Source organism: Aeromonas sp. R5-4 (assembly GCF_040908215.1).
Classification (GTDB): Bacteria; Pseudomonadota; Gammaproteobacteria; order Enterobacterales; family Aeromonadaceae; genus Aeromonas; species Aeromonas veronii.
In genome coordinates, this window is record NZ_JBFODG010000001.1 from 236,545 (window position 1) to 251,814 (window position 15,270).

Annotated in this window: 14 protein-coding genes; 11 read left to right on the plus strand and 3 right to left on the minus strand. The window is 56.9% G+C overall.

Translation table 11 applies throughout. The features are described from left to right. Positions 1–9 precede the first annotated feature (9 nt). The 5 genes from AB5Y83_RS01040 (at position 10) to AB5Y83_RS01060 (ending at position 4,067) form a co-directional block, all read left to right on the plus strand. Positions 10–1,080, plus strand: a complete 1,071-nt coding sequence (locus AB5Y83_RS01040; protein ID WP_279489066.1) for a toll/interleukin-1 receptor domain-containing protein — start codon at positions 10–12, stop codon at positions 1,078–1,080. Next, complete coding sequence (locus AB5Y83_RS01045; protein ID WP_368174540.1) at positions 1,073–2,482, plus strand: AAA family ATPase; 1,410 nt, start codon at positions 1,073–1,075, stop codon at positions 2,480–2,482. The genes AB5Y83_RS01040 and AB5Y83_RS01045 overlap by 8 nt, the downstream gene beginning before the upstream one ends. Next, positions 2,475–3,257: a hypothetical protein gene (locus AB5Y83_RS01050; RefSeq protein WP_368174541.1), complete on the plus strand. Its 783-nt coding sequence runs from the start codon at positions 2,475–2,477 to the stop codon at positions 3,255–3,257. The genes AB5Y83_RS01045 and AB5Y83_RS01050 overlap by 8 nt, the downstream gene beginning before the upstream one ends. Before the next feature lie 68 nt (positions 3,258–3,325). Further along, positions 3,326–3,706, plus strand: coding sequence for a GNAT family N-acetyltransferase (locus AB5Y83_RS01055; protein WP_368174542.1), 381 nt, complete (start codon positions 3,326–3,328; stop codon positions 3,704–3,706). Between the two features lie 112 nt (positions 3,707–3,818). Beyond that, positions 3,819–4,067, plus strand: coding sequence for a DUF3297 family protein (locus tag AB5Y83_RS01060; RefSeq protein WP_005338226.1), 249 nt, complete (start codon positions 3,819–3,821; stop codon positions 4,065–4,067). Between the two features lie 127 nt (positions 4,068–4,194). Here the strand turns inward: AB5Y83_RS01060 and AB5Y83_RS01065 are convergent, their stop codons facing one another. Continuing rightward, positions 4,195–5,472: an NAD(P)/FAD-dependent oxidoreductase gene (locus AB5Y83_RS01065; protein ID WP_368174543.1), complete on the minus strand. Its 1,278-nt coding sequence runs from the start codon at positions 5,470–5,472 to the stop codon at positions 4,195–4,197. Between the two features lie 45 nt (positions 5,473–5,517). Beyond that, positions 5,518–6,120: an HTH-type transcriptional regulator PuuR gene (gene puuR, locus AB5Y83_RS01070; RefSeq protein ID WP_041208438.1), complete on the minus strand. Its 603-nt coding sequence runs from the start codon at positions 6,118–6,120 to the stop codon at positions 5,518–5,520. Positions 6,121–6,533: 413 nt separating this feature from the next. On the opposite strand from puuR, the gene AB5Y83_RS01075 reads away from it, so the two are divergent. The 5 genes from AB5Y83_RS01075 (at position 6,534) to AB5Y83_RS01095 (ending at position 13,278) form a co-directional block, all read left to right on the plus strand. Then, the gene (locus AB5Y83_RS01075) at positions 6,534–7,997 is read left to right on the plus strand and encodes an NAD-dependent succinate-semialdehyde dehydrogenase (protein ID WP_368174544.1); all 1,464 of its coding nucleotides are present in this window, start codon (positions 6,534–6,536) and stop codon (positions 7,995–7,997) included. Between the two features lie 124 nt (positions 7,998–8,121). After that, positions 8,122–9,411: a 4-aminobutyrate--2-oxoglutarate transaminase gene (gene gabT / locus AB5Y83_RS01080; protein ID WP_265784204.1), complete on the plus strand. Its 1,290-nt coding sequence runs from the start codon at positions 8,122–8,124 to the stop codon at positions 9,409–9,411. A gap of 366 nt (positions 9,412–9,777) precedes the next feature. Next, complete coding sequence (locus AB5Y83_RS01085) at positions 9,778–11,127, plus strand: APC family permease (protein ID WP_005359067.1); 1,350 nt, start codon at positions 9,778–9,780, stop codon at positions 11,125–11,127. Between the two features lie 664 nt (positions 11,128–11,791). Then, positions 11,792–11,932, plus strand: a complete 141-nt coding sequence (locus tag AB5Y83_RS01090; RefSeq protein ID WP_005338239.1) for a hypothetical protein — start codon at positions 11,792–11,794, stop codon at positions 11,930–11,932. Next, the gene (locus AB5Y83_RS01095) at positions 11,932–13,278 is read left to right on the plus strand and encodes an APC family permease (RefSeq protein ID WP_216953175.1); all 1,347 of its coding nucleotides are present in this window, start codon (positions 11,932–11,934) and stop codon (positions 13,276–13,278) included. The genes AB5Y83_RS01090 and AB5Y83_RS01095 overlap by 1 nt, the downstream gene beginning before the upstream one ends. 93 nt (positions 13,279–13,371) lie before the next feature. On the opposite strand, the gene AB5Y83_RS01100 is transcribed toward AB5Y83_RS01095, so the two are convergent. After that, positions 13,372–13,746, minus strand: coding sequence for a hypothetical protein (locus AB5Y83_RS01100; protein ID WP_302245337.1), 375 nt, complete (start codon positions 13,744–13,746; stop codon positions 13,372–13,374). Positions 13,747–13,995: 249 nt separating this feature from the next. Here AB5Y83_RS01100 and AB5Y83_RS01105 point away from each other — a divergent pair, with 249 nt between their 5' ends. Next, entirely contained in the window at positions 13,996–15,144 is a 1,149-nt protein-coding gene (locus AB5Y83_RS01105; protein WP_005359054.1) for a sodium:phosphate symporter, read from the plus strand. Positions 15,145–15,270 lie beyond the last annotated feature (126 nt).

Here is a 15,270-nt window from a genome sequence, read left to right on the forward strand (position 1 = left end):
GAATTTGTCATGGCTATAAAAAACAATGTTTTAGATGTATTCATAAGCTATCGTCGAGAAGGTGGAGCCACTGTCGCTAGATTGCTTTATGAGGTACTAAAATCTAGAGAAATTAGTGCGTTTATGGACGCTGAAACATTATCTCATGGTGATTATGAAAAAAGCATTCAGTCCAACATAAAAAACTCAAAAAACTTCTTATTGATCTTGGCACCAGGGACATTAGATTCTGAATGGGTGCAAACGGAAGTAAAATTTGCCTTGCAGTATAAAAAGAATATCATCCCCGTTTTTGTGAATGGCGTTGATCGCTTCCCTGAAGTTATACCTAATGGGTTGGGAGCTATCAAGAGTCTCAATGCAATTGCTTTTAATCATGAAAACTTTGAAACCAATATGAACAAGCTGATGTCTTGGTTAGAAACAAAGCATAATCTCTTGTTAAAAGCGTATCTTGATTTTTCTTATAAAAAAGGTGAGGAAGAGTTAGCTCAATCCCTGATGGATTCATTAAGCAATATTTTGCCTCAGTCTGTATTAATCGATCTATTGAAAGAACACTTAAAACAGTCATGGGGCGATTCTGATTCTAATAATGCCACACCTGAAAATCTTCTTAAAAATCTTGATACCTGGATTATTAAGGGGATGGCCCAACACCTTGGAGTTGAACATAAAGGCGTACGCGAATATATAATTAACAATATTGATTCTTGGCTTAGAGGTTTGGATGTGCCTCTAATTAAAGAAGACAATGATGAAGAATTTGAACGCTACTATAGAGTTCAGCATCACCTTGAACGTATGTTCAAGTCAAGAGATAACCTGTTCAAACTAAAGGTCCTTTGTGAAACAAATATTCCATATTTTAAACCAAAATCATGGAAGTCTAGTGCGGACATTCTGTTTTCACTTGTGGACGAGCCATTCGTTTGTAATTTGGATCTGCTTTTTAAAACTCTTGAGCTATCAGAGAGTGATATCAAGGAACTATGTGGTTCTTTGATTGGAGATTCTGTTGGTAGAAGAACAGCTTTGATAGAAAAATTGGAAAAATGGGTAAATTACCAAGATGAATGATCAACTACTCATTCAAGCCAAACAGGCTATGACTAACCTGGTGTCTATGTGTTGCAGAGACATCATGGTTCGCCCTTTTGATAACGAGCCCCCTGTTACTCCATCACTATTGACCATGTTGGTGGCCTGGCTGTTGCCAGCTCTGGATTATGTGATGACAGGCCCAAGCCGAATCAAACTGGCGGATAAGAAATTTATCAACCAATTGACGGGTCTGAACCTGACCATTGAGTTGATCGATCGCTTGTCTGGATCTGGTGCCAATTCTGCAGGTTTTGAGCCAACGATTCCGCCAGCTTTTATTCTGCTGGCGGAACGCATAGAGGCCGGGGCTGGTCAGCAAATGTATCCGTATCTGGATATTTTGCTCAATACTGCCTGTGCTTGGGATGGTGATCGCTCGTTGGCGGATATCCGACGAATTGAGTCATTACTGAGGCCTATTCGTGTTGCACTAGGAATGGGATGCCCGGCTGAGTTCATAGATGAAAATGATTTATCGAGCTCTTCTGATGAGCCCTCGAATAATGCGTTGCATGAGGATGCACAGAGCGAGGATGACATCCCAGTAAAACGGGTATTAGCTAATAAAATTAAAAATCCTCAAGGACAGCTTGATGGTTTAATCGGCTTGGCCGAAGTAAAAGAGGAAGTGCGTAATCTAACCAATCTGGCTCGCTATTTGATGCATAGAAAAGCCGCGGGTTTACCGACCCCTCCGTTCTCATTGCATTTGTCATTTGTCGGTAACCCTGGAACGGGTAAAACGACGGTCGCTCGACTGATTGGTGCTATTTATAAAGAGATCGGCTTATTGCGTTCAGGGCATGTGGTTGAAGTCGATCGGGCTGGTCTGGTTGCCCATTTTCTTGGCCAGACAGCCTCACAAGTTCATGCTATCTTTGAACAAGCGCTGGGTGGGGTATTGTTTATCGATGAAGCTTATACCTTGGTTCGCTCAGATGATGGTGATGATAACTATGGCCAAGAGGCGGTTGATACCCTATTAAAGCTAATGGAAGATCATAGAGACGACATCGTAGTGATCGTTGCGGGCTATCCAGAAGAAATGCATACCTTTATTGAGAGTAATCCTGGCTTGCGCTCGCGCTTTTCTCGCGAGTTACTGTTCAAAGATTATTCGGCTCGTGATCTGACCAAGGTTTTTTATAAAATGTGCCAAGACAATAAATTGATTATTGACCAAGCTGTGCTGTTGAAAGTATTTGCCTGTATGAAACAGCTGATCAGTGATGCAGAGACTAATTTTGGTAATGCCAGAGTGGTTCGGCAGTTATTTGAGCGAAGCATGCAGCAACAAGCAAATCGCTTATCGAAGGTAGAAAAGCCATCACTAAAACAGCTTTCTGTTTTGATGGCTGAGGATGTTGTTTATGAGTGATGAGTTATTCCAACGCTCGATTAAAATCACAACCAGTCTCATTGAACAGATCGGGGAGCAAACATTACAGGCCGCATGCGCTAAGTTATCAGCCCAATGCGGTGGAGATACTTCAAAAGTTACTCAGCCAGCAAATCCTGAACGTGATTTAGAAACATCAATGCAATCCGAATGGATGGATGATACTCATGCGGATGTGCAGGCTATCTACGATGTGAGTTATGCATTGGATATGGCGTGGAGTATCGCTCTTGAGGTGTCACTTTTAGCCGCGATTGTTTTTTATGTTGTGGGAAAACAGATAAAAATGCATTTCCCTATATTGGGTATTGAGTTGCTGGCTATTCCTTCGTTTTTAATTTTAGTTGTATTCATCATTTCTTTTATCCGGGTTTGGCGAGTACACCAGCCAGCCGTCATTTTCGAGTTTGGAAAGTCAGCTCGCGTTAGCTTTTGTGCGCAAGATATGGAAAATTCAGTGTTTGATTACTTGTTTTGCAGGAAGTTTCGTAATTCCTGGCAACGAAAGACTGTTTCTATATCAGATATCTATCGCATCGATAACGAAATATTCCAGGTTGGCTCTAAGCGCAAGAAAAAATGTTTTTCTATTAATATCAGTGGCAATTTTGGCTCGCAGAAGATTGTATTCAGTAATAAGCAAAAACGTGATGAATGCCGAGCTTTGTTCTCGGTGGCGATTAAAAAATATGCCAAGAATGCACGAATGGATAGCAACCTGAGCATTGGCTCATCGGGGGACAGTGGTTTTTAGTTTTGAATGTGGTGAGTTCTCCGCGTTCAAAGGCGAAATTTATTTGTGCGGCTTGCTGCGATGCATACATGGTTGTTGTATCGGCACAAGCCCACGACTTTATTCCCGCCGCCTTTTGGCGTGAGCAACGGGCAGCGATGCGCGATATCTACCTGCCCGCCAGCAAGAGCTGGGTCTATGAGGAGGGAAAACAGTTGCTGGGCTTTATCTCCTGGTATCAGAGGTCTGTTGCCGCCCTGTTTATCTCCCCAGATCACCAATCACACGGGCTGGGTCGCCAACTGCTCGAATACCTCAAAGCCCAATATGACCGACTCGAGTTGACGGTCTACGCCGAAAATGAGCAGGCGCGGCGCTTCTATTCCCGCAACGGTTTCAAAGAGGGTGAGCAGCAGTTGTGCGAGCATAGCGGCCACCCCGAGTTGGTGATGCATTGGCAACGGGGTTAAGCGGGTCGCCCATAGCGATGGCGAGCACGCTTTGCCTGTTTTGTGGCCGCCTTGAATGCCATGACGGCATTCTCTACAATGACCCACTTTTTATTCATTTCGGGTTATATCGATGAGCGATACCAGCACCAAACCGGCTCTGCCGGATCACCTCTCCTGCAATCCCCGCAGCCCTCACTATGTGGCCGCCTGCTTCGAGCACCCGATCGGTATTCGCCTGAACGGCAAAGAGCGCACCGATGTCGAGGAGTACTGCATCAGCGAAGGTTGGGTGAAGATCCCCTCCCCCAAGGCGCTGGATCGCCGTGGTCAGCCCATCCTGATCAAACTCAAGGGTACCGTTGAAGCCTTCTACAGCTAATCAGCGCGCTACTGCATGATAAACAACAAGGCCACCCTCGCGGTGGCCTTGTTGTTTCCGGTATTGGTGCTGGCGTCAGCGTTATCTAAGCGGCGACCACCAGCACACATTTCTCGCAGAGCAACTCTTATACCCCCAAGCGGTCGCGCAGGGTGTACCAGGCGGCGCCCGCGGCGGTGAAGGGGATGCGGAACAACCGGCCACCAGGGAAGGGGTAGTGCGGCAGTTTGGCAAACGCATCGAAGCGCTCCGCCTGACCGCTCAGCACTTCGGAGAGCAGCTTGCCCGCCAGATGGGTACAGGTGACGCCGTGGCCGCTGTAGCCCTGCATGTAGTAGATGTTGGGGCCGATGCGGCCAAACTGCGGCAGGCGCGACAGGGTGAGCAGGAAGTTGCCGGTCCAGGTGTACTCCACCTTGACGTCGGCCAGCTGCGGGAAAGTCTTGAGCATCTTGGGGATGATCAGCCGCTCGATATCCGCCGGATCCCGCGCGCCATAGACCACCCCGCCGCCATAGATCAACCGGTGATCGCCGGAGGTGCGGTAGTAGTCGAGCAGGTAGTTGCAATCCTCCAGACAGTAGTTCTGCGGCAAGAGTGAACGGGCCCGCTCCTCTCCCAGCACTTCGGTGGCGATCACCTGGGTGCCGCAAGGCATGCTCTTGCTGGCCAGTTCCGGCACCAGATTGCCGAGGTAGGCATTGCCAGCCACCACGATAAAGCGCGCCTTCACCGCCCCTTTGGCGGTCTTGACCAGCGCCGGCTGACCCGGAGTAATGCTGGTGACGGCGGACTGCTCGAAGATATGCCCCCCCTGGATGCGGATCGCTTCCGCCTCCCCCAGCGCCAGATTGAGAGGGTGAATATGGCCACCGCTCTTGTCGAGCAGGGCGCCGACATAGCGATCGCTCGCCACCACCTCGCGTACCCCCTTGGCATCGAGCAGCTCCAGCTGCTCATTGCCCCACTTCTCCCAGCGCGCCTTCTGCGCCTTGAGCTCGTGCAGCTGCTTCTCGGTCTCGGCGGCAAAGACGCCGCCCTCCTGCAGATCGCACTGGATGTTATAGCGCTTGATCCGCTCGCGGATGATTTGGCCCCCCTCAAACAGCATGGAACCGAGCAGCCTGGCCTGATCCGGCGGGCAGTTCGCTTCTATGGTGTCAATGTCGCGGCTGTAGGAGTTGACGATCTGGCCGCCGTTGCGGCCGCTGGCGCCAAAGCCGACTCGTGCGGCCTCCAGCACCACCACCTTGTAGCCCTTCTCGACCAGATGCAGGGCGCTGGAGAGGCCAGTATAACCCGCCCCGATGACGCAGACATCGCACTCCAGCTGTTCGGTCAATGTCGGGTAGGGCGCATGTTTATTGGCGCTGGCTGCGTAGTAACTGTTTACATGTTCGGTCATGATCCCTGTTTCCTTACCGGTTCTGTTGCCAAACTACTGTCAGGATTAAAAGCTCGCCGGGGTGTGGGCGCTGACGATGCGACAGGTCTGCCCCGACGGATTGCTGAAGCTGTGGGGCTCGCCGGTGTCGATCACATAGCTGTCGCCCGCTTCGAGTTGATAGCTCTGGCCTGCCACCGTCAGGGTCACCGACCCCTCCAGCACTGTGCCGACCTCCTCTCCCTGATGCTTGACCTGCCCGCCGGTGTCGGTGCCGGGGGGATAGGTCTCCAGCATAAAGCCGAGCTGGCGGCGGTTGTTGCCGTTGTGCACCAGCTTCATCGAGACCCCCTGACTGCCCAGCTCGATAAGCTGTTCAGCCTTGATCACCACACTGCAGGGGCGGCTCTCCTCCTCGGCGAAAAAGCGCGACAGCGGCAGGCCATAGACGGTGAGCAGCTTTTGCAACGACGCCACCGAGGGGCTCACCTTGTCCTGCTCTATCATGCAGATGGCGCCGTGGGTCAGGCCGCTCAGCTCCGCAGCCCGCCGCTGGGAGAGCCCCAGCTGGTGGCGCACTGCCGCCAACCGCTCGCCCATGGTACGGGCACCACTCTGCGGCACCAGCTGCAGACGAGCCTCGCTCTCACTGCTCTGTGGCCCGCTCATGAAAGGCCCCCTGCTGCGCCATGTCTGCATCCTTGCATCATCAGCCTCTCCTGCTTGCGCGTGATCGCATCGGATCAGGCGCTGCCTGTTTACCCTGCTGGTTAAAATAGCCGACCAGCTTTCCCTTGCCGTTCACTATGTTACACAGCACAGCCGTTCATTATTTTGCACACCTGATTTACCATCTCCCGGTCGTTTGCCCACTTACAGCCTGCAAGCGAACCGGAGAAAGCGCGCTATACAGCCCATTTTCTAGCATAGCGCCCCCCAGCAATTCAAATATATTTAACACTTGAAAAACATTTCAGCTCAAATTATGGTCTTCCTGTGCTTATTATTTTATACGGCAGCGGCGCAGGAAGGGTCGGCTCACTCCGGCAACCAGCTGCTCTGACCCACACTCGAGGCTTCTCATGTCAGGAACAACATCCCACTCCAGCTTGATCACATCCCGCGCCTATATAGATGGACAGTGGTGCGAGGCCGCCAGCGGCTGCACCTTCGAGGTCACCAACCCCGCCAGCGGTGCCGTCATTACCCAGGTGCCCGACATGGATGCCGAGGATACCCGCCGCGCCATCGCGGCCGCCCACGCGGCGCAACCCGCCTGGGCAGCGCTGACCGCCAAGGAGCGCAGCAACAAGCTCTACGCCTGGTTTGCCGCCATCACAGCCCACAGCGACGAGCTGGCCCGCATCATGACCTGCGAGCAGGGCAAGCCGCTGGCGGAAGCCAAAGGGGAAGTGGCCTATGGCGCCAGCTTTATCCAGTGGTTCGCCGAGGAGGGCAAGCGCGCCTATGGCCGCACCATCCCGGGTTTTAGCGGCGATCGCCGATTGGCCACCATCAAGCAGCCGGTGGGCGTGGTCGCCGCCATCACTCCGTGGAACTTCCCCATTGCCATGATCACCCGCAAGGCGGGCCCGGCGCTGGCAGCGGGTTGCACTATCGTCATCAAGCCCGCCGCAGAAACGCCGCTCTGCGCGCTGGCACTGGCGCTGCTTGCCGAGCAGGCGGGCATCCCCGCTGGTGTCATCAATATCGTCACCAGTCATCAGGCGAGCGCGGTGGGCAACGAGCTGTGCAGCAACCCGGTGGTGCGCAAGCTCTCCTTCACCGGCTCTACCCGCATCGGCAAGCTGCTGATGCGCCAGTGCGCCGACACCATGAAGAAGCTGTCGCTGGAGCTGGGTGGCAACGCCCCCTTTATCGTCTTTGACGATGCCGACCTCGACGCCGCCGTGGCAGGGGCGCTCGCCTCCAAATACCGCAACGCCGGGCAGACCTGCGTCTGCGCCAACCGGATTCTGGTGCAGGCCAGCGTCTACGATGCCTTCGCCGAGAAGCTGACCGCTGCCGTCAGCGCCTTCAAGGTGGGTGATGGCATGGCGGAGGGCACCCAGATCGGCCCGCTCATCAACCCCGCCGCCGCCAGCAAGGTGGCCGAGCTGGTGCAGCAATCGGTCGCCGCCGGTGCCGAAGTACTGCTGGGGGGCGAAGCTCACCCCGCCGGCCCCCTCTTCTACCGCCCCACCATTTTGGGCAAGGTGGATAAAACCAACCCCATCCTGCAGGAGGAGATCTTCGGCCCGGTCGCGCCGCTGGTGCGCTTCGAGACGGAAGCCGAGGCCATCGCCATTGCCAACGACACCCCTTATGGCCTGGCCGCCTACTTCTATGGCCGCGATATCGCCCGGGTGTGGCGCGTCGCCGAGCAGCTTGAATACGGCATGGTCGGCATCAACGAGGGGATCATCTCAACCGAGCTGGCCCCCTTTGGCGGCATCAAGGAGTCGGGTCTGGGCCGGGAAGGGGCCGCCGAGGGGCTGCAGGAGTATCTGGAGACCAAATACCTCTGCTTTGGCGCCATTCGCTAGGGCAGCAACAGAGAGACAAGGCGCCGCCGATCTGGCCCGATGGGCTGATCGGCGGTGAGGGGCGCCAAAACGCCTGCCACATTTTCAGGGAATATCGGGGGCTGCGGCCCCTCAGGGAGGAAAGATGAGTCAGTCAGAATCAAACAAGGCGTGGCAAGCGCGCCGCGAAGCGTCCGTGGTCAACGGCGTTGGCACCCTGCTGCCGGTCTTTATCGACCGTGCGCAAAATGCCGAGCTGTGGGATGTGGAGGGCAACCGCTACATCGACTTTGCCTCCGGCATCGCCGTGCTCAATACCGGCCACAACCACCCCAAAGTAGTGGCGGCGGTGCGCGAACAGCTGGAAAAATTCAGCCACACCTGCTTTCAGGTCACCCCCTACCCCGGCTATATCGAGCTTGCCGAAAAGCTCAACGCCCTGGTGCCAGGCCCGACGCCGAAGCGCACCCTGTTTCTCTCCACCGGTGCCGAGGCGGTCGAGAACGCCATCAAGATTGCCCGTGCCCACACCGGTCGCAGCGGCACCATCGCCTTCAAAGGGGGCTTTCACGGCCGCACCATGATGGGCATGGCGCTCACCGGCAAGGTGGTCCCCTACAAGACCGGCTTTGGCCCCTTCCCGGGCGAGGTCTACCACATCCCCTTCCCCGCCGACTATCTCGGGGTGAGTGAAGAGGATGCCCTGCACGCCCTCGAGCTCTGCTTCAGTGCAGATATCGAGCCGAGCCGGGTAGCCGCCATCATCATCGAACCGGTGCAGGGGGAAGGGGGCTTCTATCCCGCCTCCCCAAGCTTTATGCAGAAGCTGCGCAGCGTCTGCGACCAGCACGGCATTCTGCTGATCTGCGACGAGATCCAGAGCGGTTTTTGCCGCACCGGCAAAACCTTCGCCACCGAATATGCCGGCATCGAGCCGGACATCATGACCCTGGCCAAGAGTCTGGCTGGCGGCTTCCCCCTCTCCGCCGTGGTGGGCAAGGCGGAGATCATGAACTCGGCCAAACCGGGTGGTCTGGGTGGCACCTATGCCGGTTCCCCCATCGCCTGCGCCGCCGCGCTGGCGGTCTTGCAGGTGATCGACGAGGAGAAACTCAACCAGAAAGCGCTGGATCAGGGGGAGCAGATCAAGGCGGGGCTGGAACGCATAGCCGAGCGTTTTGACTGCATAGGTCAAATTCGCGGCCCCGGCGCCATGGTGGCCATGGAGCTGGTGAAACGCCGTGATGCCAGCCAGCCCGATCCCGACCTCACCAAGCGACTGGTGGCCGAGGCGGGCAAACGCGGTCTGGTCCTGCTCTCATGCGGGGTGCGCGCAAATGTCATCCGTTTTCTCGCCCCCCTGACAGCCCCTGCGGCAGTGATTGACGAGGGGCTGCAACTCCTTGAAAAATCACTGGAGGCCGTGCTGGCCTGACCAGCAGGAAAGTGACCACTTACCTGTGCAAATAAATGCAATTTTGCCCCCTTTTTTTCTTGTCAAGGGGGCCCTGCAAATGCACAATGCGCCGCCACTGAAAGAACCGATGTAAAACAATGGCATCGGTTCTTTTTTAGACAGTGAACACACCCATAAACGAGGCCGGATCACCCCCGGAAAAGATAGCGAGATTGGCAGCAGTCTCCCGACACCAAGTCTAGTGAGGAACAACATGGGGCATCTCAATGCTTTCCAACCGGCCATGGCCGGTGTGCGCCGCCCTGGCGCCCTTGATTCCCGGGCCTCTCTCCCGGTTTCGTTGATGGACCGTGCCACTCTGGCACTGCATGAGGAACATGCATAATGGCGGCCCAGCAGGTTGGTCTGAAAAAGACCCTCAAACTGTGGCAGGTCGTGGTTATGGGACTGGCGTACCTCACCCCCATGGCGGTGTTCGACACCTTCGGCATCGTTACCGAGATCACCGAAGGCCATGTGCCGACCGCCTACCTGTTTGCCCTCATCGGCATGCTGTTCACTGCCCTGAGCTACGGCCATCTGGTACGCAAGTTCCCGTCAGCCGGCTCCGCCTATACCTATGCCCAGAAGGTGTTTCACCCCTATGTCGGCTTTATGGTGGGCTGGACCTCCCTGCTCGACTACATGTTCATGCCGATGATCAACATGCTGCTGGCCAAGATCTATCTGGAAGCCCTCTTCCCGAACGTAGAGCCCTGGACCTATATCTTCGGTCTGGCGGCGGTGATGACCGCCCTCAACCTACGCGGCATCAAGCTGGTGGCCAACTTCAACAGTCTGATCGTGGTGATGCAGTTCAGCATCATCGCCATCTTCATCGGCCTGATCGCCTGGGGCGTTCACAATGGTGAAGGGTTGGGGACCGTGGCCAGCAGCCGTCCCTTCTTCTCCGAGCAGATCCAGGTGTCGCCGCTGCTGATGGGGGCCTCCATCCTCTGTCTGTCGTTCCTCGGTTTTGACGCCATCAGTACCCTGTCGGAAGAGACCCCGGACGCCGATCGGGTGATCCCCCGCGCCATCGTGCTGACGGCGCTGATCGGCGGTGTGCTGTTCGTCACTACCTCCTACTTCCTGCAGCTCTACTTCCCGGACATCTCCCGCTTCCAGCATCCGGATGCGGTACTGCCGGAGATCGCCCTCTATGTCGGCGGCAAGCTGTTCCAAGCGGTGGTGCTGGTCTGCACCACAGTAGCGGTGCTGGCCTCGGGGCTCGCCTCCCACGCCGGTGTATCGCGCCTGCTCTACGTGATGGGTCGTGATCGCGCCCTGCCTGCCCGCTTCTTCGGTTACATCCATCCGAAGTGGCAGACCCCGGCGTTCAACGTGCTGCTGGTCGGCCTGCTGGCCCTCTCTGCGGTGTCGCTGGATCTGGAGATGGCGCTGGCGCTGATCAACTTTGGCGCCCTGGTGGCCTTCACCTTCGTCAATCTGGCGGTGATTGCCCACTTCTATGTGAAGCTGGGCCGCAACAAGTGTCTCAAGGACCACCTGATGTACCTGCTGCTGCCGCTCTGTGGCGCCGCCTGCATCGGGGTACTGTGGCTCAACCTCGAGCCCTCCTCCTTCGAGCTAGGGCTGATCTGGGCGGCGCTGGGGGCCATCTACCTGTTCCTGCGCCTTACCGTGTTCCGCATCCCGCTGCATACCGCCGACAAGGTGGAGATCGCCCAGTAACCGCTGGCGCCTCTCCCCCCGATAGCGAACAAGGAGCCTGCGGGCTCCTTGTTGTTTTTGCAGTGCTCTGGTGGCCAGCAGCACGGGTTGCCAGAAATGCGGTTTCTGCAGGAAGTGTGACTGATTTCAAATAACTACCCAGCCGGACCGCTCGCCGTGCCATGGCCCGAGCCGCGTCGCCCCCTATCCTCAGTCATTAATGTGAATGGATATGCAATAGATCTTTTTCCACTTCACCCCCTCCCATGCCCCGCCAGCCGATAAGCTCGCAGGACTCGAGCCCGGGGGAACGCCGCCAAATATGATCAGGATCAATGTTGAGGCGCTATGCACCCTGCAGCCCCGATTTGCCGATTTTTCATACGCCACGACAGGGTTCTCTTCCCCCCCGAAAAAGGGGGAGCGGCTCGGGGACGGCTGCAGGGGGCGAGTGACCACTTACCTGCCTCGTGCGTATGCAAAAAAATGCGTTAATCCGCCCTTTTTTGCTTGTCAAGGGGGCTGACCGAATGCACAATACGCCGCCAATAAAGGACCGATGTTCACTGCGACATCGGTTTTTGTATTTTTGAAGTGCAGTACAAACCCACCACAAGAGGCCGGAACGTTTCCGGAAGTGATATTCGAGATTGCCAAACAATCTCCCGACGTTGAGAGGATAACAATGGGGCGTTTTAATGCTTTCCTGCCGGTACAGCCCGGTATGCGCCTCCCCGGCGCCCTTGATGTACAGGCTTGCGAATCCATCGTATCCCTGCGCTCGTTGCAAGCACGTGCTGCGGCACTGATTGAGGAGAAAGCGTAATGGCATCGCAAAACGCCAAGCTGCTCAAGACCCTTACCCTGACACAAGTGATTGTGATGGGTCTGGCCTATCTGACCCCCATGGCTGTCTTCGACACCTTCGCCATCGTCGGTGACATCACCGATGGCCGGGTCGCCACCGCCTATCTGCTGGCTCTGGGTGGCATCCTGCTCACCGCTTTCAGCTACGGACATCTGGTACGCAAGTTCCCCTCTGCGGGTTCTGCCTATACCTATGCCCAGAAGGTGTTCAACCCCTACGTCGGTTTCATGGTCGGCTGGTCATCCCTGCTCGACTACATGTTCATGCCGATGATCAACATCCTGCTGGCCAAGATCTACCTGACCGCCATGTTCCCGGGCGTCGAGCCCTGGGTGTTCATCTTCGGTCTGGTGACCGTGATGACCTTCCTGAACCTGCGCGGCATCAATCTGGTGGCCAACTTCAACGGTCTGATCGTGGTGATCCAGCTGGCCATCATCACCCTCTTTATCGGCCTGATGGCGTGGGGCATCTACCACGGTGAAGGGGCTGGCACCCTGATGAGCAGCCGTCCGTTCCACTTCGAGTCCGCACAGCTGGTACCGCTCTTTACCGGTGCGACCATTCTCTGCTTCTCGTTCCTGGGCTTTGACGGTCTGAGCTCCCTCTCCGAAGAGACTCCGAATGCCGGCAAGGTGATCCCCAAGGCGATCGTGCTGACTGCCCTTATCGGCGGCATCATCTTCGTGGTGGTCTCTTACTGCCTGCAGCTCTACTTCCCGAGCCTCGCCCGCTTCCAGCATCCGGATGCGGTACTGCCGGAGATCGCTCTCTACGTTGGCGGCACCTTCTTCCAATCCGTGGTTCTGGTCTGCACCACGGTCGCGGTACTGGCCTCCGGCATGGCGGCTCACGCCGGTGTCTCGCGCATCCTCTACGTGATGGGGCGTGACCGGATGATCCCGGAGCGGGTGTTTGGCTATATCCACCCGAAATATCGTACTCCGGCCATCAACGTGCTGATGGTGGGAGGTCTGGCCCTCTCCGCCGTGTCGTTTGATCTGGATACCGCGCTGGCGCTGGTCAACTTCGGTGCGCTGGTGGCATTCAGCTTCGTCAACCTGTCGGTGATCGGTCAGTTCTGGGTGCGCGAGAAGCGCAACAAGACCCTCAAGGACCACATCGTCTATCTGCTGATGCCGCTGCTCGGTGCCGCCACCATCGGTGCTCTGTGGATCAACCTGGAGCAGAGCTCCCTCGAGCTTGGCCTGATCTGGGCTGGCCTCGGCGTGACCTATCTGTTCCTGCGTCTGGCGGTGTTCCGTATCCCGTTCCGCCAGTACGAAGAGGCGGCCGACGCCTGATCGTCTGCGGATAGCGCATAACAAAAGGGGAGCCATGGCTCCCCTTTTTGCTGCCGGTCTGTGGCCGGTCACACGGGCTTGGGCCCGATCTGCTTACTGCTTATCCAGTACGGCGGTCGCCGCAGCCTTGAGCGGATCGCGAGCGATGGTCTTGGCATCCTGCTCCGCCTTGTGCAGCTGCTGGTTTGCCTTGTCCATCTTCTGCTGCATACCGTTGCCGCTCTCCTTGAGCTCGGCACGCTTCTCGCCCAGCAGGTCGGTGCGGCCTTTTTGCACCTCGGCTTTCACCTTCTCTTTCTCCTGCTTCACCAGCTTGCTGGTATCACAGTTGCCCTTGACCCCCAGAGTGGCATTTACCGCTTCGTTTTTGAGGGCCTTGTCGAGGTTGCAGTCGGTTTTCAACAGGCTGGCCTGTGCCCCTGCCGAGAGCAGCCCCAGCGACAGAGAGAGGATCCATGCACGCATCATCTTGTTTACTCCTGCTTGCCAATAAAGGGGCGCAGTGTAGCGATCACATTCCGGCTGGCAAGGCGGCAGTGCCTTCGTCCCCCCTTTTGCCACCCCAGAGCCAACCGGCTCGGTCAGCGCCTGTCGCCGCAGTTCGTCGTCATAAAAACATCATCGAAATGTCACGTTGTCATATTTCTGTCATTAACCATTGATTAAATGCGCGGGTCATCAACAACCCAAGACGGAACGACCGTCTCAAGAGGCTTTATGCAACACCATCACTCCTTGTCACAGCCGCCCGCGACCCGCGCCCTGTTCAACTGGATGAGTGTCATCGTACTGGTCTACCTGATCCTGGTTGCCGTGGGCGCCATCTCCCACGGCTTCAAAGATTTCTCCGGCGGCGCCGAGGGCGCAGCCCAGATCTTCGCCTTTGCCAACAACCCCTTTGTCGCCCTGCTGCTGGGTATTCTCGCTACCGCGCTGGTGCAATCCTCCAGCACCGTCACCTCGGTGATCGTCGGTCTGGTGGCTGGCGGCCTGCCCATCAGCATGGCCATCCCCATGGTGATGGGTGCCAACCTCGGCACCACCATCACCAACACCATCGTCTCCATGGGCCATGTGCGGGATCGCGCCGAGTTCCGCCGCGCCTTCGCCGCCGCCACCGTGCACGACTTCTTCAACCTGCTGGCGGTGTTCATCTTCCTGCCGCTGGAGCTGATGTTCGGCCTGCTGCAACACAGCGCCGAGTGGCTGGCCAACCTGCTGGTAGGCTCCGCCAACATGTCGATGAAGGGCATGGACTTCATGAAGCCGCTGACCGCACCGGCCCAGCAGCTGATTGACAGCGCCGTCGCCTTCCTGCCGGGCAAGGGTGCCGCCATCGCCACTATCGTCATCGGTATCCTGCTGATCCTCGCCTGCGTCACTTATCTCGGCAAAGTGCTGCAACAGGTACTGGTTGGCCGTGCCAAAGAGGTGCTGCACAAGGCGCTGGGCCGTGGCCCGCTGACCGGCATCACATCAGGTGCGCTGGTGACCATCATGGTGCAGTCCTCCTCCACCACCACCAGCCTGATGATCCCGCTGGCCGGCGGCGGCGTGTTCAGCACCCGTCAGCTCTACCCCTTCACCCTGGGGGCCAATATCGGGACCACCATCACCGCCCTGCTGGCAGCCACCGCCATCAGCGGAGCCGGTGCCCAGCTGGCCCTGACCATCGCACTGGTCCACGTGCTGTTCAACCTCTTTGCCGTGGTCATCATCTATGGCATCCCCTTCCTGCGCGACCTGCCGGTGCGCGCCGCCGAGGGGCTGGCCCGGGTAGGCAGCGAGAACAAGCTGCTGGCTCTGGGTTATGTGACGGGTCTCTTCTTCGCCCTGCCCGCCCTGATGATGGTGGCCGCCAAGTAAGCGCCGCCGCCATGACGAGGGGCGAGTCACCGACTCGCCCCTTTTTGCGTCTGCGTCTCCGAGCTTTGCCTGCCCGCTCACATCCTCCCGCCCTGTGGCTCGCCATCAGGGGCGGTGCGCGATAAG